Below are 22,470 nucleotides of genomic sequence, written 5' to 3' on the forward strand. Positions count from 1 at the left end.
AGATGTCATAATTCGATCCTGTACCAGCTTTTAACATATCATACTTCAGGGGAGGGATTCAATCCATGTTGTGAGCTTTTTGGCCTAGTTCTTGAAGAACTTGCTTATGATTTGGCGGAAGCCAGCACCTCACGTTTTTTTCCACTCGTTTTTTTGTACTTGATTTTGGTCGCTTCACCGCCCCGCAAATGACGGATCGACTTATGGTATTCCAAAATGTGTTTCACCTGGTCAGCAAGATCAGGGTTGATTTCCGGCAGACGCTCCGTCAGATCCTTATGCACAGTACTCTTTGACACGCCGAATTCTTTGGCAATGGTACGGACCGTATTTCTCGTCTCAACAATGCAGCGACCAATTTTGATGGTCCGTTCCTTGATGTAATCGTGCACGCTCCCGCCTCCCTACTGTGTGGATAGTTTGGTACATTATATGAGGAGCATGCCTATATATTCGCGGTTTAGAGGTGTGACAAGCTTCGAAGGTCCCATTATTTTCTGAAAAGCATAAAAAGAGCAGAGGTTATTCACCCCTGCCCATCATGTTAGTGCGGTAAAAAATCATTTATTTTTCCGGAAGATATCCTTGCGGGTTCACGGGTTGACCATCTTCGTAAACTTCAAAGTGAAGGTGGTTCCCCAAGTTTTTGCCCAGTTCACTCACACCAGCCGATGCAATGGCATCCCCTTGCTTCACTTCATCGTCCTGTTTTACTTTGACGTCAGCAAGGCTTTGGTATACGGTTTTCAGATTATCGCCGTGAGTAATTTCCACCACTTGACCTGTGAGCGGATTTTGCTCAACGCGTGTAACTTTCCCGCTGAGTGCTGCTTTGACTTCAAATGATTTGTTATCACCGCGTGCCAGATCGACACCCGTATTCGGAATAAATGTGTCATTGTACTGAACCATTGCCGCCTCATGCTCTTCGCTTGAAGCTTCGTTGTCATAGAATGGTTTCACGACCGAAATCTCGGACGGAGATGCTACGGGCCACACGAAGTTTTCCGACTTTGCAACAACTTCCACACTTTCCTGATCTCCACCCGTCGTTGTTCCTTCAGTATTCGCTGCGCCTGTTTCTACTGCTTCTTTAGCAGAGTCCGGGTTCAGAGCTTTGTCGCCTGTTCCCTGATAGACCCACACTAGTGTTAGTATAATGCCTGCTGCTGCGATGTAGACTGCCGGGAAAACCCAACGTTTGGACATTGCTTTTCTCCATGAAGAGGGCTGAGCTGCCGGTACTCCTTGCGTTGTTTTAGGAGTTTCTTCTTGGACTGTTTTTTTGTTGTTTTGTTCATTCATCTTGATCACCTCAGTAACAAGTGTTACCGGGTGCAACTCTTTTATACACGCGCGACTCTAATTATTTTCACACAGCTTTCAAAGAGTGCTATATATTGGAGATCAGTGTTAGTGCGTGCGCCGCTCCGGGTCCAGAAATCCTTTCGACCGCTGGTTACTACCAGATTTCTTCTATCTCCTTCTTCAAAGGTGAAATCCGGTAGTAAAGGCAAGTTTATGCTTCCGATGTAGCTTTCTTTCAGAAAGCTTTCAGCTCCGCTTCTACAGGTCTTTTCTGTCCCCTCCGCTCTCCGTACGATTTCACTGTACTCATCATACATAGCCAAATCTTAAAAGCTCCGGAACGGGAGGTTGGTAGAGAACCACTCACTATACTCACTTCTCCTGTTTTGAGGCTAGCATTTTGGATGCCTGTCCAAACGAGATTCCCGTGTAATAATGTTTCAGAATTTCTGTAGCCGTGTGCCCCTCCTGTGCCATGCCATTCGCTCCCCATTGACTCATACCTACCCCATGACCGTATCCATATGTTGTAATCTGTACTTCATCACCTTCCGTTCTCCAACTGAACTGGCTGGATCTGAGCCCGAGGCGTTTGCGGACTTCCGGGCCGCTGAAGGTTTCACCTGCAATCTGTATTTCTTTAATACGATGCCCCTTCGTCGTAGATAACACTTTTATCCACGAGCCACTGTTCTCAGTAGTTACCGGAATCGCATCCAGGTTCATCTTTTGCAAAATTTCACTACGCTTCATCGTGATCGTTTCTTCAAAACCCGGTGCCAGCTGTTTATCCCATGGGCTATCTACACTTTTTAGGTAGGGGACCACATTGCCCCATACATCCTCTGCATTTTCCGTATATCCATTACTGGTGGAGAAAAAGGAGGCTGTGATCGCCTGACCTTGATACGTCATTACTGCGTCACGGCTTTCACGGACGGCTTGTTCGAGCTTCTCCAATTCCTTAGCTTTGCCAAGCCTTGTCCAATCTGCCTTCACCTGTTCAGGCGGAATAAAGACCTGATGACTAATTGTATCCGTCACGTCGGCTTCACCTGAAGGCACACCACTTGTATCGTTTGCAGCAAGTCTTCTTACGATAAAGGTACGCGCGGCTATCGCTTGAGCCTTTAATGCTTCTAACTTGAACTCAGCCGGCATCTCGGCAGCAACAACCCCCATTACATATGCCTCCAGCGGCAATTCTAGCGTTGTTCCGGTGGCTGACAAGTAAACACGCACATGGGGCTCAGGATAGGTTACAGGTACTGCAGGAACAGGGCTTGGACTCTGATTCTGTGACTTCGCACTCGTGCTCGTGCTTACACCTGCAGGAGATGGCGTGGATGTCACCTGCTCGCCTGCTCGCGGCCATACCAGAATGACCGGAATACTTATCGCCAGAACAAGCAGTGCTGTAACTGCTGCTGCGGGCTGCCAACGCCCCGGAATACGCCCCCAGCGGTGGTGTCGGCCAAAAGCACGCATACGGCGACGTTTCACCTTACGAAACGCATCCAACTCAATGAGCGGGATATTTGTATGTTCTGTAGCTTCCTGCTTCAGTTCCTCTGTAAAATGTTGCTCAGGCCTTGTATATATCATTTCAGGCTCAGCCCCCGCTACCCTCTGTACCTTCGCCATCTGTATTTCTTTACTTCTCTTCTTTACAGCAGCTGGCTTGTCTTTCTCTACATCCTGGGTTGAACTCGCTTCGGATGCCTGCATTCCGGTTCGCGGGACAAGAGGTACTTTCACCTGCACACGAGCTTCTTTCATCCGAGATACCCTCCGTTGTCGTTAATCAGATCATAGTTGGTTCTTTTCTCAAATCCATAGTTTAAGATATGAGTTCACTGGATCTGATAGAACCCGGTTTAAGAGAAATGAGAGACTTTTAAATCTGCAAATCCCCCTGTCTTCCGTTTCGTAAACTCCCGAAAACATTGCTGTTATGCAGGTTAGACTATCCTTTCCGATCAACAGGGATTCATAATCAATCTCTTTCATTTGGTTCAGAACAGGCAAAGAATTGGATGATGAATTGTACAAGTTAAGATCACCTATTAATAGAATCAGGTACTTACTCTCCCTACCGTACATCCCGTTTGGAAACTATAAAAAAAGACACAAAAAAAGCCAAGCCCGAAGGCTTAGCTTATTCAACCACATACGTCGCGTTTCCTCTCGCTGCAAATCCACATATTACTGTGGATGATCAGAAAGAATGACCCGTGAAATAAATATATTTTACACCCAAGTTGGTTGTACTTTGAACATTGGGACTTCTTCCTCGACCTTTTCGGTAGGTGCTTTCACTGCATCCAGCTTAGGCTCTTCCACCGAAATCCGATAGATATCCGCACCAAGACCATTCAACTTTTCTGCCAAATGTACATAACCACGGTCGATGTGATGCACACCACCCACCTCAGTCGTACCTTCAGCGACCAAGCCAGCAATGATCAGAGCAGCCCCCGCGCGCAAGTCTGTTGCTGTGACTTTCGCACCCTTCAGCTTAGCATTACCCGTAACGATGGAAGAGCGTCCCTCAACTTTGATCTCTGCATTCATCAATTGGAACTCGTCTACGTGCATGAAACGGTTCTCGAACACCGTCTCGGTCACAACGCTAGTTCCTTCGGATGCCAGCAGCAAAGCCATCATCTGGGATTGCATATCTGTCGGGAATCCTGGGTATGGTAAAGTTTTGACATCCACTGCTTTGAGTGGACGGTCTGCAATGACACGAACACCGTTCTCATCAGGTTGTACAGTCACGCCCATTTCTTCCAGCTTGGCAATAACGGAACCCAAGTGATCAGAGATGGCCCCTTCGACATATACATCACCACCAGAGATCGCTGCAGCAGCCATGTACGTACCGGCTTCGATACGATCCGGAATAACAGTATGTCTAACACCGGACAACTTTTCGACGCCTTCAATACGAATGACGCCTGTACCGGCTCCACGCACTTTCGCTCCCATCCCGTTCAGGAAGTTAGCCAAATCAACAATCTCAGGTTCTTTCGCCGCATTCTCCAGAACCGTTACACCTTCGGCCAAAGTTGCAGCCATCATAATATTTTGAGTGGCACCAACAGAAGCCACATCCAGATAAATTTTTGCACCGCGCAACCGCCCTTGGCTGCGTGCCTCAATGTAACCTTGGCCCAAGCTGATCTCGGCTCCCATGGCTTCAAACCCTTTGAGGTGCTGATCAATCGGTCGTGTACCGATGGCACATCCTCCAGGTAATGAGATTCTTGTTTGACCCAAACGCGTCAACAAAGGCCCCATGACCAGAAAAGACGCCCGCATTTTACTTACCCATTCATACGGGGCTTCACAGGAAGTAAGGTTCTCCGCATTTACGGTAATCACTTCGTCCCGGTATGTAACTCCCGCTCCTAGCGATTCCAATACTTTGTTAATCGTCATCACATCGTCTAGAGGAGGTGCGTCAATAATAACGCTTTGTCCTTCTTCCCCTAAGAGAGAGGCAGCGATGATCGGAAGAACAGAATTTTTAGCGCCGCTAACTTTGACACTTCCGGTCAACCTTTTGCCACCGCGGACGATAAATTTGCTCATCATGGTTCCCTCCGCGCTTTTATTCCCTTTTCCTCATTCCGGAATACGTAAGCCCCACTGTGGTAGAAGGACTGTTGCTGTGTGTGGAATTTCGACAAATTCTGGCATATATGCACAGATGTCTGATCAGAAAAGAATTGGTTTGTATAATTCATATCGATGATACCATGTGTACTGTACATCTTGCTTCATGGCTCGTAAAAATCATTAAACAGGCCATCTTGGCAACAGAACAGACCCATTGGGATGGTTTTTAGCCGGTATCTACCGGATATCCCCTTTATAACCTACATAATTAGTGAAAAATTGTGAATTCCCTAACTTCCATCATAACATTGTTGAATTGTACGATACAAGCATTTTTTACATAAACATTTTAAAATTGGTCAGTTAAACGTTCACATTTTGTCTCTTACATTTTGGCCGACAGCTTATACTCTAATTGTTAACACAATTAATCGATGTTATTCGACAATGAGCCGCTTGAAGAACCTAACAGATGATTAACCAACCATCTCAACATTAAAACAAATTTCTTAACATTTGAGTCCAGGACAAATAATCAATAACAAAGCCAGCAACGGCATGCCCCAAAATAATGGCAAGCAGCAAATGTAACAATCTCCCCTGAGGACCTTTCGGTTGTCTAATCACTAAATCCAGTTTCAGATTTTGCAATGACCACCATGTGATCGCTATACATATAAGAGAAACGACAATTGAGATCAGGCTGTTTGTGCTCAAGGTCTGGTTCACCTGATTCGCCAGATCATTACCCATATCTTTTTACCTCCACCTTGATTGTTGCAGAGATCAGCATATCATATGCCTTGCACCCATAACTTGTTTAGTACACTGGAATGTCCGAAGCAGGAAACATGTCTGTTCAAGCTGTCAGGTATTCCCCCTGCTCTACAAGATCATCGGATGCCCATATGACCGAGCAGCAACCATTCAGCTGTGCATGATGATGGAAATCTAGCATCCAACTTCTTGCATCTGCCGACTCTAAGGAATATAGGCTGTTTCGCTATCGCTTGTCAATTACTTGTTTTCTACTCCCAAAAACATTTTAATTTTTATTCGCCTAGATTTTGTGACTAAAACGACATAAAAGAGCGTTGCATCGATATCGATTCTGTCATTTCCTCGGAAATAATTGAACTTAATCTCGTAAAATTAGTTCTATCAGGGGGATATGCCCATAATACTTAAGTCCTATATGTTATTCACCTAATGATTAAAAGGTGAATCTAATCCATTGAAGCTATTCATACTATATAAAGAGAACACTCTCTAACGTTCGAATCCATAAATTCCGTAGTGGCACTTGATTACCGTATTCCACTATCTTTATTTCTATCTTTCTTTCTTCATAAAAGATTAAAAGAACCCGGCAGACAATGCCGCCGGGCTCCATAAGTTACTTTATTTGCCGAATACGTTGATCCGGTTAACCGCTTTTTGCAAAGCAATCTCTGCACGACGGTGATCAAAGTGATCCTGGTTGCTTTGGCTGGCAAGCCGGCGTTCTGCCCGCTCTTTGGCCGCACGCGCGCGATCCACATCAATGCTTTCCGGGAATTCGGCACTCTCTGCGAGTACAACAACCTTATCTTTGCGGACTTCGATAAAGCCGCCGCCGATGGCGACTTGCTTATTCTCTTTTCCGTTTTTGATCGTGATCGGTGCAATCTGTAAAGGTGTAACCATCGGGATATGACCAGGGAGAATCCCCAGTTCCCCTTCAATACCGCGAGCGATGACGCTGTCCACTTGCTGTGAATAGACGAGACGCTCAGGCGTTACGATCTCCAACAAAAAGGTGCTCAATTCCATCCCTCCTGAAACTATCCGAAGGATAGCTCGCTTCATAAGGACAATCCTGGACTCAGATTATACCAGTGTTTTGGCTTTCTCCACTGCCTCTTCAATTGTACCCACGAAGAGGAATGCTGCTTCCGGCAGATCGTCATGCTTGCCTTCGAGAATCTCTTTAAAGCTGCGCACTGTTTCTTTAACCGGAACATATTTACCCGGAATACCGTTAAATGCTTCAGCAACGTGGAAAGGCTGGGACAAGAAACGTTGAATTTTACGCGCACGATAAACGAGCGCTCTGTCTTCTTCGCTGAGCTCGTCCATACCCAGGATTGCGATGATATCTTGAAGTTCGTTATAACGTGCCAAGATACGTTTAACGCCTTGTGCGACACTATAGTGCTCTTCGCCAACAACTTCAGGAGACAGAATCCGTGAGCTGGATGCGAGTGGATCTACGGCTGGGTAGATACCCATCTCGGAGATTTTACGCTCCAGGTTTGTTGTTGCATCCAAGTGAGCAAACGTTGTTGCAGGAGCCGGGTCAGTATAGTCATCCGCAGGTACGTAGATCGCCTGAATGGATGTAACCGATCCTTTTTTCGTTGAAGTGATACGCTCTTGCAATTGACCCATTTCTGTTGCCAGCGTAGGTTGGTAACCTACCGCGGATGGCATACGTCCAAGCAAGGCAGATACTTCTGAACCCGCTTGGGTGAAACGGAAGATGTTATCGATAAAGAGCAACACGTCACGGCCTTCTTCATCACGGAAATATTCCGCCATGGTCAAACCTGTGAGGGCTACACGAAGACGTGCGCCTGGTGGCTCGTTCATTTGTCCGAAGACCATTGCTGTTTTGTTGATAACGCCGGAATCACTCATCTCGTGATACAAGTCATTACCTTCACGGGTACGCTCACCAACACCGGCAAATACGGAGATACCACCGTGCTCTTGCGCAATGTTGTTGATCAATTCTTGAATGGTTACCGTTTTACCTACACCGGCACCACCAAACAGACCAATTTTACCACCTTTTGCGTAAGGAGCCAGCAAGTCGATAACTTTGATACCTGTTTCAAGCATTTCTGCTTGGGTAGTCAGTTCATCGAATGCAGGAGCTGAGCGGTGGATCGGGTTTTTATGTTCAGCTGCAACTGTACCGCCAGTATCAATCGCTTCGCCGAGTACGTTAAATACACGGCCCAGTGTCGCTTCACCGACAGGTACAGAGATTGGAGCTCCAGTATCTACGGCTTCCATGCCACGTACGAGACCGTCCGTGGAGGACATCGCGATACAACGTACACGGTTGTCACCCAGATGTTTCGAAGCTTCGAGTGTAAGATTTACACTAACACCGCTCTCGTTTACTGTAGTGATCGTAATGGCATTGAGGATTTCCGGCAGACCGCCGCGATCAAACTCGACGTCAACAACCGGACCCATGATGCTCACAACGCGTCCTTTGTTCATCTTAACGTTCCCCTCCTACAAGCCTGCTACTTTGGCAAAAATAAAATTCCGTTCGTTCATTTTTGCAGTGCAAGCCTTCATTAAATAAAAAACGGTTAGCCTTGTGCTGCGTTGGCACCTGCCACAATTTCCGTAATCTCCTGCGTAATCGCTGCTTGACGGGCACGGTTATAAGTCAATGACAGATCATTAATGAGTTTCGATGCATTTTTGGTTGCATTACCCATTGCCGTCATTTTCGCACCCAGTTCACTCGCTTTACCATTCAACAGTGCACCGTAGATCAATGTTTCCGCATAACGCGGAAGCAAAACTTCCAGCACAGCCTCAGCTGACGGTTCATACTCGTAGCTCGCAGTCGGTCCATCCGCAGGAGTTAACTCAGGTGTTTCCATAGGGAGAAGTTTCTCCATTGTCGGAATCTGGGTCAACGCATTTACAAAGCGGTTATAACAAATGTACAATTCATCAAAATCAGCCAGTTCAAATCCATGAACTGCTTCATGAGCGATGGATTTGATATCTGCGAATGAAGGTGAGTCCGACAGATCTGTAGTTGTGGAAGCCATAGCTATTTCGCGTCTTCTGAAATAGTCACGCCCTTTACGACCAATTACGAATAATTCGTACTCGTCCTGGGAGTTGTGACGCTCTTTCAGAGTCTGACTCACCTGACGCAGGACGTTCGCATTGTATCCACCTGCAAGACCCCGATCTGACGTTATGATCAGATACGCTGTCTTTTTGACCGGACGGCTTTCCAGCATCGGGTGCTGGATACCTTGGGTACTGGAGGCAATGCTCGCCACAACTTCTTTCAACTTCTCTGAATATGGACGTGCTGCCTCTGCTTTTTCCTGCGCTTTACGCAGTTTTGCAGCTGCAACCATCTCCATTGCTTTGGTGATCTGCTTTGTGCTTTGTACGCTTTTAATTTGCCGCTTAATTTCGCGCATGCCTTTTGCCATGATTTCACCACCTCAAACTTTGGCAGAGCCAAAGTTACTTCGTAAGCACCCACTTCGGTTTTGACATAGTCAAAACTACTTCGTAAGCATATTCCTGCTTTGACGGAGTCAAAGTTTTGCATGCAGACATGCGGAATCGGTTAGACAACTCCGCAGCTACAATCATCTATTTAGACAGAGACTGCGAAGCTCTTTCTGAACTTCTCGATTGCACCTTTGAGTGCATTTTCATTGTCTGCTGTCAACTCTTTCGTTTCACGAATCGATCCCAGAATTTCCGGGTGGTTGCTCTCCATGAACGCAAGGAACTCATGCTCAAAACGAGTAACATCACCTGTTGGAATCTCATCAAGGAATCCTTTAACTGCAGTGTACAAGCTGACAACCTGTTGTTCTACAGGCAACGGCTGGTTAACACCTTGTTTCAGAATTTCCATCATACGCGCACCACGATTCAGACGAGCCTGAGTCGCTTTATCCAGATCGGAACCGAACTGGGAGAACGCTTGAAGCTCACGATATTGAGCGAGGTCAAGACGCAGGGAACCTGCAACCTTTTTCATCGCTTTGATCTGAGCAGAACCACCGACACGGGATACAGAGATACCAACGTTGATCGCCGGACGTTGTCCAGCATTAAACAAGTCAGCTTCCAAGAAGATCTGTCCATCCGTGATGGAGATTACGTTCGTTGGAATATAAGCAGATACATCGGAAGCCTGTGTTTCAATGAATGGCAGTGCGGTTAAAGAACCTCCACCAAGTTCATCGTTCAGCTTCGCAGCACGCTCCAGCAAACGGGAGTGCAGGTAGAAGACGTCACCCGGATAAGCCTCACGGCCCGGTGGACGGCGGAGCAACAAGGACAACTCACGATAAGCAGATGCTTGTTTAGTCAAGTCATCATAAATGACTAGAACGTGCTCGCCTTTGTACATGAAATACTCACCCATCGAACAACCGGAGTACGGTGCGATGTACAAGAGTGGTGATGGATCGGAAGCTGCTGCTGTTACAACAATCGTGTACTCCATTGCGCCTTTACGACGAAGAGTTTCCACAACTTGTGCAACCGTAGACTGCTTCTGACCAATAGCCACATAGATACACTTCATGCCGCTACCTTTTTGGTTCAGGATCGCATCAATGGCAATCGATGTTTTACCTGTTTGACGGTCACCGATGATCAACTCACGTTGTCCGCGACCGATTGGTACCATTGCATCGATGGCTTTGATTCCTGTTTGCATCGGCTCATGAACGGATTTACGATCCATTACGCCTGGTGCTTTACCTTCAACCGGACGGAATTCCGTTGTAGCGATTGGCCCTTTGCCATCCACTGGAATACCGAGCGGGTTCACAACACGTCCAATCAATGCTTCGCCTACAGGCACTTGCATGATTTGACCGGTACGTTTCACTTGGTCGCCTTCACGAATATCATAGTAAGGTCCCAGGATAACGACACCGACATTACTTTCTTCCACGTTCATGGCGAGTCCCATAACACCGCTTGGGAATTCAACCAACTCGTTGGACATGACGTTCTCAAGTCCATAAACACGAGCGATACCATCACCAACCTCGATAACCGTTCCGACTTCGACTACATCGATATCGGTCTTGTATTGTTCGATTTGGCTCTTAATTAATGTACTGATTTCTTCTGGTTTGATACTCAAGTGTCCTCACCCCAATCTACTGTACTCGTCTGTTAAAAGACTGCTCAAGACGTTCGAGCTTGCCAGCCAAGCTGCCGTCATAGATCGTATCGCCAATGGCGACTTTCAATCCGCCCAGCAGAGTCGGATCAACAAAATTCTCGATACGAATCTTTTTATTCACACGGCCACCGAATTCACGGGCTACCGCTTCTTTTTCCTCATCGTTCAAAGCATATGTTGAGTATACCCGAGCGTCAGCGATTCCAAGAGAATCCCCTTCGATCTTCACGTAGTCACTCAACAACTCGTCCAACAGTTCAACGCGTCCACGCTCAATCAGGAGCAGAACCGTACGAAGGACAGGTTCGGACACTTTGCCATCAAGGCTTGCACGAAGCACATTTTGTTTGGCTTCATCAGAGATGTTCGGAGATACAATAAATTTGATAATCTCGGCATCTCCAGTCAACGCACTAACTACGGCGCGCAGTTCCTGTTCAACCTCAAGCACCTGCTGCTGCTGAAGTGCAACTTCAAACAATGCTTTCGCATAACGCTTGGCAACAATCGTATCGCGGCTCATTGTCGGCCTCCTACCTCATTGAGGTATTGGTTCACAAGCTCCTCTTGTGCAGGACCGTTCTCAACTTCTTTTTTAATCAATCTGGATGCAATTTGAACGGAAGCTGAACCCAGTTCGCTGCGCAGTGCAGCAACTGCCTTGTTCTTCTCGCTCTCGATCTCACGCACGGCATCGTCTTTGAGACGATTCGCTTCTGCCTTGGCATCAGCCAAAATCGACTCCGCTTGCTTGCCGCCCGTTTGTTTGGATTGCTCAATGATGTCGTGAGCTTCTTTGCGCGCATGTTCAAGAGCTTGTTTTTGCTCCTCCACATAGGCAATAGCCTGTTCACGAGTCTGTGCAGCCTCGTTCATCTGTGTCATCACGAGTTCACGACGCTTTTCCATGATGGAGAACAAAGGGCCGAAAGCGTAGCGGCTAAGCAGCCAATATAGAATTGCAAATGCAACCATCGCAAGAATTGTATTTTCCCAAATGAAATTCAATCTGTTCACTCCTTCCTGGAGGTATCCTTAAAACGTTCGCCCGTTAGGACGGACATTACCCTAAAAAGAAGGCGCGGAGGGCTATGGCCTTCCCCGCCAAACCTTTATCCATTTAAATTAAGCCATACCGTAGAACATGAACGCGAGTACCACACCGATAATCGGCAATACCTCAATCAAACCTACACCGATAAACATTGTTGTTTGAAGAGTGGATTTAGCTTCCGGTTGACGAGCGATACCTTCCACCGTTTTGCTGATTACCATACCGTTACCAATACCTGCGCCAAACGCGCCAAGTCCTGCAACAATTGCTGCTGCGATTAATGCCATTGCTCCCATTTGTATATCCTCCTTAAAATAATAAATCGTATTTTTTATTGTTCAGCCTGATGAAGATATCTTCTTAGGGCTTGAAACTTAATGTTCTTCGTGCGTCTCGATGCTCTGTGAAATGTACACCATCATCAAAATAACAAACACAAATGCCTGGATCGCGCCGATAAAGATACTAAAGCCTTGCCAAACCATCAATAGTGGAATAGCCGCGATGGCACCAAACACTTTGAATGTGGTCAGCTTCAGGATCGTTGTAATCAGTACCTCACCCGCGAAGATATTCGCGAATAGACGCATACCGTGTGTTAACAGCTTCGATGCCGTCTCGATCAAGTTGATCGGTAAGAACAGGGCAAATGGCTGAAGGTAATGCTTCAGGTATCCTCTGGTGTTGCGGAATAATCCAAGTCCATGAGATACAAGGAAAGCAACCAGAGCGAGTCCCATCGTTACAGACAAGTCGGCTGTCGGTGATTTCCACCAAGCCAGTTCAACGTGTGGATGTGCATTCGGATCCTTGGCATGGGCCTTCTCAAAGGCTTCCACGGCCGTAACAATCGGTTTACCGAATACTTGCGCTTGTTCTGCGTTATCCATCCCGGTTACTGCCTGGAACGGAAGTCCGAGCATGTTCCCTACAAAGATGAACATAATCATGGAAAGAGCGAGAGAGATAAAATGTTTACCTTTCTTCATATCCATTGTGCTAGAGATCAGATTGCGGACGAATTCTACTGCCCACTCCATAAAATTTTGCAGCTTGCCGGGGTTTTCAACGGACAATCTTCGTGTCGCTAGTACAGCGAAAATAAAAACAAGGGCACCTGTAACGACCAGCATCAACACAACCGATAAATCCAGTCGAAATCCGCCAAGCATAATAATTGGAGCTTCATGCATATTTTTCTCACCCCTTTCTCGACTTGAAAGCTGCAGCACCTAATTTCATTCTGCTCTGCGGGAATAGATAATCCCTATAATCAGTAAGGAAAATTGCGCAATAACCAGACCACCTGCGACCGCATATGTATTGAAATGTTGCGGAAAGCGCATCGATATAAATACACCGAGCACAGCCAGTGCTGCTCTTGTCAAAAATCCCAGGTTCACACGCTTCAAGTTACCTTCTGCCGCTTCATCAGACATTTTCCTTACTTTGTAGCCCAGGTAAAATGCATTAATCCAGCTTATTCCTGTACCCAGAGCTAGTCCCAAAGCAATTGTCTCCACTCGTGGCATAAAAGCCGCTGCGAGAAAACAAATCATAAGAACATACATGACGAAAACAGTCATTGATCTGCGGTATCTGGCTAGTTCACTCATCACTTTCCCCCATGATTTTTTTCGCGATAAAGTAAATGCTTACCCCACCTGCCGCAAGAAAAAAGAGAACGCTTACGGCGATCCATATTCCGTTGCCTCCAATGGTCTTGTCCAACCAGGAGCCAGCGTAATATCCGGCAACAGCGAGAATGGCAATCTCGATCCCAAAAGCTGTCACGAGTCCCATCGCTTTCCATACATTATCGTCATGGTTACGGGATGAATTTGGTTTGTTCGAATCGGCCATTTTCCACGCCACCCTTGCAATCCCAGTTAATTTTACTGAATGATGAGAGCCTTTGTCAATTGATTGATTTTAGCGTTTTAAAGGGGGAAACGACGGGCTTATGAGGCTCTAAAGCCCACAAACCCGCGAAAACCGTACAGTTTAACTGTATGCTATCCCCTCAGTAAAACCGTCAAAAAATGTGAATTATTTTTTGAACTTTCTGTGAAATGATTCCGGACGCTCACTTTTCACGCCAAAATGGTGCAAAATCGCATTGACAATTCTTTCCGATGCGTGTCCATCACCGTATGGATTGGCAGCTTGGCTCATGCTTGCATACAGTGCTTCATCCGAAAGCAAAGCTTTGGTCCGTTCATATACACGTTCCTCTTCCGTCCCTACCAATTCCAGCGTACCAGCTTCAATGCCCTCCGGGCGCTCTGTTGTATCGCGCAATACAAGAACAGGCACACCAAACGAAGGCGCTTCTTCTTGCAAACCGCCTGAATCGGTCAGAATCAAGTGAGTGTGCGGGTAAAAGTTATGCAAATCCACTACGTCTAGCGGATCAATTAACTGAATACGGGGATGATTCCCCAAAATCGCGTGAGCCGGCTCCTTCACAGCAGGACTAGGATGCACCGGGTACACGATGGCAATATCTTCGAATTCGTCTGCAATCCGTTTGACGGCGTTGAAAATGTTGCGGTGAGGCTCGCCTTGAGATTCACGGCGATGAGCAGTCATCAGCACCAGGCGTTTGCCTTGTGCCCAATCTAGTACCGGGTGCTTGTAATCCTCCCGTACTGTATATTGAAACACATCGGTTACCGTGTTGCCTGTGACGTAGGTACTAGACTCCGGTTTATTTTCTTTTGCAAGATTGGAAGACGACCAGTCCGTAGGTGCAAAATGCAAATCAGCCAAAACGCCCGTCAACTGGCGGTTCATCTCTTCCGGGTACGGTGACAGCTTGTTCCACGTACGCAGACCTGCTTCCACATGTCCAACCTGAATCTGTTGCAGGAAGGCTGCATAGCTGGCTACAAATGTAGTCAAAGTATCTCCGTGAACCAGTACAATATCCGGCTTGGCTTCACGCAAAACCGGCTCCAGACCGCCAAGAACACGAATCGTGATCTCGTTCAACGTTTGACGATCCTTCATGACATCCAGATCATAATCGGGATGAATGTCGAAAACTTCAAGAACTTGATCCAGCATCTGGCGATGCTGCGCAGTTACGCAAACAATCGACTCAATGGACTCGGGATGTTTTTGCAATTCCAGAATGAGCGGAGCCATTTTGATGGCTTCCGGACGCACTCCGAAGATTGTCATCACTTTAATTTTTTTGGACATTCGAGCAAAGCTCCTTTTCTAATCCGCATGAAAATATGCTTATTTCGTTCCGTACAGACGGTCTCCTGCATCGCCAAGTCCTGGCACGATATAGCCGTGATCATCCAGACGGTCGTCCAGTGCAGCTACATAGATATCCACATCCGGGTGTGCATCCTGTACTGCTTTCACACCCTCTGGCGCTGCAACCAGGTTCATCATCTTGATCTGAGTGCAGCCGCGCTTTTTGAGCACGTCAATCGCTGCGATTGCTGATCCGCCTGTTGCCAGCATCGGGTCAATTACAATCAATTGGCGTTCCGTTACATCTGTAGGCAGCTTGGTGTAGTATTCAACCGGTTGCAGTGTTTCCGGGTCACGGAACAAGCCAACATGTCCTACTTTTGCCGCTGGCAACAACTTCACAACGCCGTCCAGCATCCCCAGTCCTGCACGCAGAATAGGTACCAGTCCGAGCATACGTCCGGAAATCACTTTTCCTTGTGTCGCTGCTACAGGGGTCTGTACATCAATCGATTCCAGTTCAACATCTCTTGTAATCTCGTAAGCCATCAACGTAGCTACTTCATCAACCAATTCACGAAAATCTTTCGTATTCGTACGCATGTCGCGTATAAACGTCAGTTTGTGTTGAATCAGGGGGTGATCACATATTACTAATTTTCCCATTAAATTGTCCCTCCGGTAAGTTCTTCATGAGTTAAGCATTTCCAAATATACCTAGCCATCATTCACAGGCTCGATAAATCCTGTATATTATATCATCACCCACACTGAATTACACCATCAAAGGGCACCTAATCATTACAGAAAAGCAAATCCTACAAAAACAGGACCGGAAAATGATTCATCCGGTCCTGTTTGCTCGTGCTGTTGTGTCACTTGAATAGCAAAATGTTAAATACAATACCACTCCGCCACCAGAATGCTCCTTCGATCGCCGTTATCCCCAAATTTTATGAAACACCTTAGAAAGGTGAAAATTCGGGGATAAATGCGAACGCTCCGCTTCTACGGCCTCATTCTGCTCACTTCGTTCATCTGTATTCCATTTTAACAACCTTCAAATACAAACAGCACGAGCAATGTTTTTTAGCAGTAAAAGAGACAGTAAATATTTTTTAGTAGTAAAAGAGACAGTATTAGTATTTAAGGTCGGTGTAGAGTGGGTATTGGTCAGTCAAGGCAGTTACTTCTGCGCGTGCCTGATCAAGTGTTGCTGTATCTTTTGGATTTTTAAGTGTTTTGGCAATGATCTTACCGATCGCTACCATTGCTTTTTCGTCCATGCCGCGGGAAGTTGCCGCAGGTGTACCGATACGGATACCACTTGTAATGAACGGACTTGTTGGATCGAATGGAATCGCATTTTTGTTCACGGTAATGCCGATGGAATCAAGAACATGCTCCGCTTCCTTACCTGTGATGTTTACGCTGCGTGTGTCAATCAGCATCAAGTGGTTGTCTGTACCGCCGGATACGATGTTCAATCCTTCAGCGATCAATGTTTCAGCCAGCACTTGTGCGTTTTTCACCACGTTCTGAGCGTACGTTTTGAACGAAGGCTGCAAAGCTTCACCAAATGCTACAGCTTTGGAAGCGATCACGTGCATCAAAGGTCCGCCTTGGGAACCAGGGAATACCGCTTTATCAATGGCAGCTGCCCAAGATTTACGGCACAGAATCATACCGCCACGTGGTCCGCGCAACGTTTTGTGTGTAGTTGTTGTAACGAAATGCGCATGTGGCACCGGGTTAGGATGCAGTCCGGCAGCAACAAGTCCTGCGATATGTGCCATATCAACCATGAACAGCGCGCCAACATCATTAGCAATAGAAGCCAGCTTTTCAAAATCAATCGTACGCGGGTATGCACTTGCGCCTGCTACGATCAGACGAGGGCGGTGTTTGAATGCTGCTTTGCGAACTTCATCATAATCAATGAGGAATGTATCTTCTTGTACGCCGTATGCAACAAAGTTGTACAACAAACCAGAAGCATTAACCGGACTACCATGCGTCAAGTGACCGCCATGTGCCAGGTTCATACCCAGAACGGTATCACCAGGCTTCAACGCTGCCAGATATACAGCCATGTTCGCTTGTGCTCCGGAGTGCGGTTGCACGTTCGCATGTTCTGCACCAAACAATTCTTTCGCACGATCACGCGCGATATCTTCAACGATATCGACATGCTCACAGCCACCATAGTAACGTTTGCCTGGATATCCTTCAGCATACTTGTTGGTCAGGACAGAGCCGAGTGCTTCAATTACCGCTTCACTTACGATGTTCTCAGATGCGATCAGCTCGATGTTGTTCTGTTGACGTTTCAGTTCAAGATCCATCGCTTCCAGTACTGCAGGGTCATTTTTGCGCAATTGTTCCATGATTAAATTCCTCCTAAATTATAATGAAGTTATAAAGCGAGCCTTCAGGTTACACTCCTGACTTCGATTGCATCACCATCTTACGATCACTGTTATCCCCAAATTTCTTTGAACCCCTTTGATAAAGGGGAAATTCGGTGATAAACGTGAACGCTCTGCTTCTCCAGATTGGTGTTGCACTCTCCGTTTACGTGTAACCCAGTGATTTCGCTTTATACGTTAGTCACAAAAAGTAGCATCGGGTTGTTCTTCCATTCGATAAACTGCACGTTCGCCGCCAATCAGCTTTGGCCGTGTAAGTGCCGCTGTAACACGAGCCTCACCAATATAGCGAAGCGATGTCCGAAAAGGAACCGCTACATGGCGAAGATGCATGCCAATCATCGTTTCTCCGATATCCAGACCTGCATGAGCCTGAATATGTTCAGCCAGACATGGATCAGATAGCGAACGATAGGCGGTCGACGCCATGGAACCACCAGCTTTCGGCACAGGTACAGCGCCAACCTCTGTCAGTCCAAACCGCTCAAGCAACGCACGTTCCATCACAAGCGCTCGGTTCAAGTGTTCACAGCACTGGAATACGGTGTCGAAACCAAACTCCGACTGTACCTCTCGAATGCCTGCAAGCAACTGCTGTGCCACATCCACTGCACCGCTTGTTCCAATGCGCTGGCCTGCGACCTCGCTCGTACTCGTGCCGATCACTACAACTTGACCGGAGCCAAGCTTTCCGGCTAGTGCCAGTTCGCGCAGGATTGATGCGGTTTGTTGCTGCAATCCGGGTTGTTCCGAATCCAATTCAATAGTCATCCTATCGCCTCCCGATAAAATCATGCCCCTAATCTTGTGATTGTCTGCTCAGCGCATACGTTGCATGGCATTTCAGGTACTATTATAGCGAAAAATCAGATGAAAGACGAAAAAAAGAGCAGTCTGCGGGTATCGCAGAATTGCTCTTTTGCCCAGGCGACCGGCCGTTTGTTCCGGTGCTCCATTGTGGTTGTGCCCACTTCGTCGCCAGTTACACCGGATCCCTGTTTTCCCCTTCATCATAAATCAACCCCACTTTAAAATCAACGGTTAATTTACACTCGATGTTGCATTTCTATATCTTTCCTATGCTTGAGTGAATTATTCAAGCTTATCCAAAAGCCTGGACAATGCGGTCCTTATCTCTGCCGCCGCGATATTGTAATCGTCCCGACTGCCGCCAAACGGGTCCGAGATATCAAAGCTTGGGATACGCTGCCGAATCTCGATCGCACGCTCACGTTCCGAAGCTAGAATCTCCTGTCCCAGCGCGCGTTTCATCTCCAGTGTAGCAAACAGGCTGTCCAATTCCTCCAGGTCTTGAAGCACTTGTGCATCGTTCTCGACATACTCTTTCAGGGTGTACGTCTTCTGAATGGAATCCGGAAACACCTGCATCACATGTTGCTTATGGCTCCGGGTCAACGTCAATACGAGATCCGCCCATTCAACCAGTTCTGCACTGAGCTGCGTGGAGTGGGCCGGCCCTTCTGCGCTATGATCTCTCAACACCGCTTCGGCATGGAGAGAGATCGGCATGCCCGACGTTGCCGCCACACCCGCAGAACGAACATCCACCTGTATGCCACGCTCGGAAGCAAGTTTCCGCAAAAGCCCTTCTGCCATGGGGCTGCGGCACGTATTGCCTGTACATACGAATAAAATATGTTTCATTATGTTAGCCTCCCCATTGGATCAAGATGTGATAAGCCTATCCTATCTTTCACACGATTTATTTTAAAATATAAACAAAAGTCCAAAAGCAAGCAAGATTGCCCCGCCTACGGCCTCGCCGTAATCCCCCAGGTTCTGACTCACCCGGCGCCCGAGAAGCAGCCCCATGATCGACATCAAGCCGCCGCAGAAACCAAAGGCCAGAATGGTCAGGACAAGATCACTGCTGAACATGCCAAGCGACACCCCGACAGAGAATGAATCTACGCTGACACTGAGCGAAAATAAAATAATGCCAAGCAGGGACCGGTGATCTACCAGCTTGGTTTCTCCTTCGCGGAACGCATTCAAAATCATGTGAGCACCCAGCAACACCAGCAAGCCACCTGCGGCATAGTTTGTGATATTGCCCAGCAAGGAGCTGACATACTTGCCCATGTACATGCCAGCAAGCGGCATGAGGACATGAAACAGTGCGGTGACCGTACTGATTTTCAATATATCCCGCAGCCGTATGCCCTTCATACCAATGCCAATGCCCAGCGAGAATGCATCAAGTCCTAGCGCAACCGCCATAATCAGAATGGTTACCAACTGCCCCACATGGGCAGACACATCCCACATCCTCATACCCCCAAGTCACGTAAAGGTTCTTGTACACGATATGCGGACAAGGACCCAAACATGACGGATGCAGGGAAACTAGAGGTAAGAAGTATCAATATAGCGTTCCATTGAAAAAACAGATCAAGGGCGCCCTTGCTACTATGAAAATAATAGATTAGGACGTTAAATGTTACGGTTGCATGCAAGCGAGATGCATGCTTGCGAAAGTTAAGGCTTGCTCCTGATCCCGTGGGCAGGAGCGTTTAGGTGGGCGGCTCAACCAACTTGAATAAGTTGGTTGCCTGCCGCCTTGAGCAGCCGATTCATGACGGCTGCTCCCAGCCCTTCGCGCGAGCAGGCTTCCGCCACAATATATGTGGCGCCCTGCTCATCGCAACTACGCAGCGCGGCGTATAGCCTGCGCGCAGCTTCCTGCAGCTCGCTGGCGTCGCCCAGCGAGAACACGGCATCGGCGCGGTACTGCTCCGCGTGCTCGGCGAACGCCAGCACCGCGGTGCGCTCTCCGCGCTGCGCCGCCTCTGCGAGGGCGGCGCGGGTCCAGGCCGCCACCGCTGCGGGCGGCCCCTCCACCACGCACAGCGCCCCTGCGGGTGCGTAGTGCGTGTACTTCATGCCCGGCGAGCGCGGCGCCGGGCTGGTGCTGTCGCCACCGGACCCTTCGGCGAGAAGCTCCGGGTCCGTGGCGACACGGGCGGCCACGGCGGACAGCTGTTCCGCCGTGATGCCGCCAGGGCGCAGGATGGTGACGGTACCGTCGTCACCGGCCTGCACCACGGTGGACTCGACACCCACCCCCGTGGGGCCGCCGTCCACAATGCCGCCGATGCGGCCATCCAGATCCTCCCGCACATGCGCGGCGAGGGTCGGGCTAGGCCGCCCGGAGCGGTTCGCACTTGGCGCAGCCACGGGGCATGCCGCCGCCGCGATGAGTGGCAGCGCCACCGGGTGGTCCGGCATGCGCACGGCCACCGTATCCAGCCCGGCGGTGACCCGCGGGGACACTGCCCCCGGCCTAACCGGCAGCACCAGCGTCAGCGGGCCCGGCCAGAAGGCCGCCATCAGCGCTTCCGCCGCTGCATTTACCTCAGTGACCAGCTCGTGCAGCTGGTCACGGTGCGCGATATGCACAATCAGCGGATTGTCGGAAGGCCGCCCTTTGGCGGCAAATACCGCTTCTACCGCTTCCGTGCTACGCGCGTCTGCGCCGAGGCCGTAGACCGTCTCGGTCGGGAAGGCAACCGTCTTCCCTTGACGAAGGCAGGCCGCGGCTGCCTGCAAGTCAGCGAGCGCCGCTTCACGGGCGGCACTCTCCTTTTTCACATCCGAAACCGGGGAAATCCCTTGCACGTGCTCATTTATGTTCTCCCCCTCACCCTGCTCATGCAACAGTACTCTGACATCCCAAAAGGCTGTGTTGTGTTCCCCCTTGGCTCTCTCTACAGCTGCATTATGCTTGTCCTCCAATGAGGGTTGTTGTACCTTTTCGTGCTCTCTGCTCATATATATCATCATCCCTAAACTTCAAGTAGGTTCAATTTCAGTACATATAAGTATACCATATCTATTACGTTTCAGGTTCGATCCAAACATGCGGTTGTTCCCCTGCGTATCCTGTTCATATACAAAAGGAAGCTCCCTATATATTATAAGTTCGTTGTTAAGCGAATATTCCTGTTATCCAATCCCACAATTGTACAGCTACATCCCACAGGAAGAATCTCGCTTCAGGCTTCTCACCCTGCACAGTTGCCTTCACCTCTACTGCATCTGCTGATGCCGCAGAGACTGTCGTTGTCGATGGTTTAGCCAGCGCGTCCCCTGTACTTGCATCGATGAAACAGAGCGGCGGGAACAATACACACCACCAGTTCTGCCCTTTGCCCTCGCCCAGCGTAATACGTACCGCTTCGTATTCGCCAGCAGGGTACACCGTACCGCCATACAGCTTGGTTGGAAAAGGAACCGTGCCAAGCTCCACCTGATAATCATAAGTCAGACCTCGTTTATTTAGCTCTTCCCCTACCCGATTCTCAATCTCGGACAGATGCTCCCGAATGACATGCCTTGCCTGCTCCAGACTTTGCGGATTCTCCAGCGTCCCAACCCACTCGCCCATCTGTGCCACAACGGCATCCCGAATCTCACGTTTCACAAGCTGATCTCCGGCCGCATCGGAATTCGCTAGAATACGCAAACGGATCGATTGCTCCGGAATGGTAGCAGCAGCAACAGCCGCATCGGTTTTCTGACCTTCCCACATCATAATGATCATCATAAGACATACAATGATAAGTCCAATTTGTTTTACAATTCGTCTGTTCATTCCGTTCTCCCCCTCGGTTTCCGATATCCAGCTGCAACTCTCTCATGTCTATCAGTATGCCCGGTAGAGGAAGAAGTAAACCTAGTACAAACCTGAAATCTATTAAAAATTTTCATAGAAACAGATCCGGCCAGCCTATCACTAATGTTCTTAAAACGTACCTTCATAAACATAAAAAAGAAGCCTAGGTTAACCTAAGCTCTTCTTTTCGCAAGTAGTATTTTATTAAGTAGTATTTTATTAAAATTATATTCTAATCCGC

The 22,470-nt window shown here is 48.1% G+C and carries 23 protein-coding genes and 1 riboswitch; all 23 genes read right to left on the reverse strand.

The window, feature by feature from the left end:
• Positions 1 to 104 precede the first annotated feature (104 nt).
• Complete coding sequence (gene spoIIID / locus AC1VYS_RS25945) at positions 105 to 392, reverse strand: sporulation transcriptional regulator SpoIIID (RefSeq protein ID WP_024632710.1); 288 nt, start codon at positions 390 to 392, stop codon at positions 105 to 107.
• A gap of 172 nt (positions 393 to 564) precedes the next feature.
• Entirely contained in the window at positions 565 to 1,305 is a 741-nt protein-coding gene (gene spoIIQ / locus AC1VYS_RS25950) for a stage II sporulation protein SpoIIQ (protein ID WP_482912015.1), read from the reverse strand.
• 375 nt (positions 1,306 to 1,680) lie between these two features.
• Positions 1,681 to 3,087 carry a stage II sporulation protein D gene (spoIID, locus tag AC1VYS_RS25955; protein ID WP_482912016.1) on the reverse strand — a complete coding sequence of 469 codons (1,407 nt, stop codon included), beginning with the start codon at positions 3,085 to 3,087 and terminating at the stop codon, positions 1,681 to 1,683.
• Positions 3,088 to 3,558: 471 nt separating this feature from the next.
• Positions 3,559 to 4,905, reverse strand: a complete 1,347-nt coding sequence (gene murA / locus AC1VYS_RS25960) for a UDP-N-acetylglucosamine 1-carboxyvinyltransferase (protein WP_482912017.1) — start codon at positions 4,903 to 4,905, stop codon at positions 3,559 to 3,561.
• Between the two features lie 522 nt (positions 4,906 to 5,427).
• Complete coding sequence (locus tag AC1VYS_RS25965; RefSeq protein ID WP_090922880.1) at positions 5,428 to 5,685, reverse strand: DUF1146 family protein; 258 nt, start codon at positions 5,683 to 5,685, stop codon at positions 5,428 to 5,430.
• Positions 5,686 to 6,333: 648 nt separating this feature from the next.
• Positions 6,334 to 6,738, reverse strand: coding sequence for a F0F1 ATP synthase subunit epsilon (locus tag AC1VYS_RS25970; protein ID WP_090922878.1), 405 nt, complete (start codon positions 6,736 to 6,738; stop codon positions 6,334 to 6,336).
• A gap of 63 nt (positions 6,739 to 6,801) precedes the next feature.
• Positions 6,802 to 8,205, reverse strand: a complete 1,404-nt coding sequence (gene atpD, locus AC1VYS_RS25975) for a F0F1 ATP synthase subunit beta (protein ID WP_441928306.1) — start codon at positions 8,203 to 8,205, stop codon at positions 6,802 to 6,804.
• Positions 8,206 to 8,300: 95 nt separating this feature from the next.
• Positions 8,301 to 9,173 (reverse strand): ATP synthase F1 subunit gamma, encoded by an 873-nt coding sequence (atpG, locus tag AC1VYS_RS25980; protein ID WP_090922874.1) that lies wholly within the window; start codon positions 9,171 to 9,173, stop codon positions 8,301 to 8,303.
• A 170-nt stretch (positions 9,174 to 9,343) separates the two neighbouring features.
• The gene (gene atpA / locus AC1VYS_RS25985) at positions 9,344 to 10,858 is read right to left on the reverse strand and encodes a F0F1 ATP synthase subunit alpha (RefSeq protein ID WP_090922872.1); all 1,515 of its coding nucleotides are present in this window, start codon (positions 10,856 to 10,858) and stop codon (positions 9,344 to 9,346) included.
• A 16-nt stretch (positions 10,859 to 10,874) separates the two neighbouring features.
• Positions 10,875 to 11,423, reverse strand: coding sequence for a F0F1 ATP synthase subunit delta (locus AC1VYS_RS25990; protein WP_434749156.1), 549 nt, complete (start codon positions 11,421 to 11,423; stop codon positions 10,875 to 10,877).
• Positions 11,420 to 11,908 (reverse strand): F0F1 ATP synthase subunit B, encoded by a 489-nt coding sequence (gene atpF, locus AC1VYS_RS25995; protein ID WP_441928301.1) that lies wholly within the window; start codon positions 11,906 to 11,908, stop codon positions 11,420 to 11,422. Before atpF ends, AC1VYS_RS25990 begins: the two co-directional genes overlap by 4 nt.
• Positions 11,909 to 12,025: 117 nt before the next feature.
• A complete protein-coding gene (gene atpE, locus AC1VYS_RS26000; protein WP_017691934.1) occupies positions 12,026 to 12,250 on the reverse strand; it encodes a F0F1 ATP synthase subunit C in 225 nt (74 codons plus the stop codon).
• Positions 12,251 to 12,328: 78 nt separating this feature from the next.
• On the reverse strand, positions 12,329 to 13,147 hold the full coding sequence (atpB, locus tag AC1VYS_RS26005) for a F0F1 ATP synthase subunit A (protein ID WP_482912018.1): 819 nt from the start codon (positions 13,145 to 13,147) through the stop codon (positions 12,329 to 12,331).
• 45 nt (positions 13,148 to 13,192) lie between these two features.
• Positions 13,193 to 13,570, reverse strand: a complete 378-nt coding sequence (locus AC1VYS_RS26010; protein ID WP_482912019.1) for an ATP synthase subunit I — start codon at positions 13,568 to 13,570, stop codon at positions 13,193 to 13,195.
• The gene (locus AC1VYS_RS26015; protein WP_017691931.1) at positions 13,563 to 13,817 is read right to left on the reverse strand and encodes an AtpZ/AtpI family protein; all 255 of its coding nucleotides are present in this window, start codon (positions 13,815 to 13,817) and stop codon (positions 13,563 to 13,565) included. The genes AC1VYS_RS26010 and AC1VYS_RS26015 overlap by 8 nt, the downstream gene beginning before the upstream one ends.
• Positions 13,818 to 14,003: 186 nt before the next feature.
• Positions 14,004 to 15,161, reverse strand: coding sequence for a non-hydrolyzing UDP-N-acetylglucosamine 2-epimerase (gene wecB / locus AC1VYS_RS26020; RefSeq protein WP_482912020.1), 1,158 nt, complete (start codon positions 15,159 to 15,161; stop codon positions 14,004 to 14,006).
• A 39-nt stretch (positions 15,162 to 15,200) separates the two neighbouring features.
• The gene (upp, locus tag AC1VYS_RS26025; protein ID WP_090922856.1) at positions 15,201 to 15,830 is read right to left on the reverse strand and encodes a uracil phosphoribosyltransferase; all 630 of its coding nucleotides are present in this window, start codon (positions 15,828 to 15,830) and stop codon (positions 15,201 to 15,203) included.
• A gap of 473 nt (positions 15,831 to 16,303) precedes the next feature.
• Positions 16,304 to 17,551, reverse strand: coding sequence for a serine hydroxymethyltransferase (locus AC1VYS_RS26030; protein ID WP_482912021.1), 1,248 nt, complete (start codon positions 17,549 to 17,551; stop codon positions 16,304 to 16,306).
• Between the two features lie 219 nt (positions 17,552 to 17,770).
• Positions 17,771 to 18,364 carry a TIGR01440 family protein gene (locus AC1VYS_RS26035; protein ID WP_482912022.1) on the reverse strand — a complete coding sequence of 198 codons (594 nt, stop codon included), beginning with the start codon at positions 18,362 to 18,364 and terminating at the stop codon, positions 17,771 to 17,773.
• 143 nt (positions 18,365 to 18,507) lie between these two features.
• Positions 18,508 to 18,589, reverse strand: a riboswitch (ZMP/ZTP riboswitch).
• Between the two features lie 96 nt (positions 18,590 to 18,685).
• The gene (locus AC1VYS_RS26040) at positions 18,686 to 19,258 is read right to left on the reverse strand and encodes a low molecular weight protein arginine phosphatase (RefSeq protein ID WP_482912023.1); all 573 of its coding nucleotides are present in this window, start codon (positions 19,256 to 19,258) and stop codon (positions 18,686 to 18,688) included.
• Positions 19,259 to 19,321: 63 nt separating this feature from the next.
• Positions 19,322 to 19,882 carry a manganese efflux pump MntP gene (locus AC1VYS_RS26045; RefSeq protein WP_482912024.1) on the reverse strand — a complete coding sequence of 187 codons (561 nt, stop codon included), beginning with the start codon at positions 19,880 to 19,882 and terminating at the stop codon, positions 19,322 to 19,324.
• Between the two features lie 258 nt (positions 19,883 to 20,140).
• Complete coding sequence (locus AC1VYS_RS26050; protein WP_482912025.1) at positions 20,141 to 21,385, reverse strand: L-threonylcarbamoyladenylate synthase; 1,245 nt, start codon at positions 21,383 to 21,385, stop codon at positions 20,141 to 20,143.
• A gap of 157 nt (positions 21,386 to 21,542) precedes the next feature.
• A complete protein-coding gene (spoIIR, locus tag AC1VYS_RS26055; protein ID WP_482912026.1) occupies positions 21,543 to 22,208 on the reverse strand; it encodes a stage II sporulation protein R in 666 nt (221 codons plus the stop codon).
• Positions 22,209 to 22,470: the final 262 nt, after the last annotated feature.

Source organism: Paenibacillus sp. G34 (assembly GCF_056856875.1).

Coding starts and splice junctions, on each gene's coding strand:
- AC1VYS_RS26045 (WP_482912024.1), bottom strand. CDS start 19,882: ATGTGGGATGTGTCTGCCCATGTGGGGCAGTTGGTAACCATTCTGATT.
- atpB (WP_482912018.1), bottom strand. CDS start 13,147: ATGCATGAAGCTCCAATTATTATGCTTGGCGGATTTCGACTGGATTTA.
- atpE (WP_017691934.1), bottom strand. CDS start 12,250: ATGGGAGCAATGGCATTAATCGCAGCAGCAATTGTTGCAGGACTTGGC.
- upp (WP_090922856.1), bottom strand. CDS start 15,830: ATGGGAAAATTAGTAATATGTGATCACCCCCTGATTCAACACAAACTG.
- AC1VYS_RS25990 (WP_434749156.1), bottom strand. CDS start 11,423: ATGAGCCGCGATACGATTGTTGCCAAGCGTTATGCGAAAGCATTGTTT.
- atpG (WP_090922874.1), bottom strand. CDS start 9,173: ATGGCAAAAGGCATGCGCGAAATTAAGCGGCAAATTAAAAGCGTACAA.
- AC1VYS_RS26030 (WP_482912021.1), bottom strand. CDS start 17,551: ATGGAACAATTGCGCAAAAATGACCCTGCAGTACTGGAAGCGATGGAT.
- spoIID (WP_482912016.1), bottom strand. CDS start 3,087: ATGAAAGAAGCTCGTGTGCAGGTGAAAGTACCTCTTGTCCCGCGAACC.
- AC1VYS_RS25965 (WP_090922880.1), bottom strand. CDS start 5,685: ATGGGTAATGATCTGGCGAATCAGGTGAACCAGACCTTGAGCACAAAC.
- murA (WP_482912017.1), bottom strand. CDS start 4,905: ATGAGCAAATTTATCGTCCGCGGTGGCAAAAGGTTGACCGGAAGTGTC.
- atpD (WP_441928306.1), bottom strand. CDS start 8,205: ATGAACAAAGGACGCGTTGTGAGCATCATGGGTCCGGTTGTTGACGTC.
- AC1VYS_RS26050 (WP_482912025.1), bottom strand. CDS start 21,385: ATGAGCAGAGAGCACGAAAAGGTACAACAACCCTCATTGGAGGACAAG.
- spoIIQ (WP_482912015.1), bottom strand. CDS start 1,305: ATGAATGAACAAAACAACAAAAAAACAGTCCAAGAAGAAACTCCTAAA.
- AC1VYS_RS26015 (WP_017691931.1), bottom strand. CDS start 13,817: ATGGCCGATTCGAACAAACCAAATTCATCCCGTAACCATGACGATAAT.
- AC1VYS_RS26010 (WP_482912019.1), bottom strand. CDS start 13,570: ATGAGTGAACTAGCCAGATACCGCAGATCAATGACTGTTTTCGTCATG.
- spoIIR (WP_482912026.1), bottom strand. CDS start 22,208: ATGAACAGACGAATTGTAAAACAAATTGGACTTATCATTGTATGTCTT.
- wecB (WP_482912020.1), bottom strand. CDS start 15,161: ATGTCCAAAAAAATTAAAGTGATGACAATCTTCGGAGTGCGTCCGGAA.
- AC1VYS_RS26035 (WP_482912022.1), bottom strand. CDS start 18,364: ATGACTATTGAATTGGATTCGGAACAACCCGGATTGCAGCAACAAACC.
- AC1VYS_RS26040 (WP_482912023.1), bottom strand. CDS start 19,258: ATGAAACATATTTTATTCGTATGTACAGGCAATACGTGCCGCAGCCCC.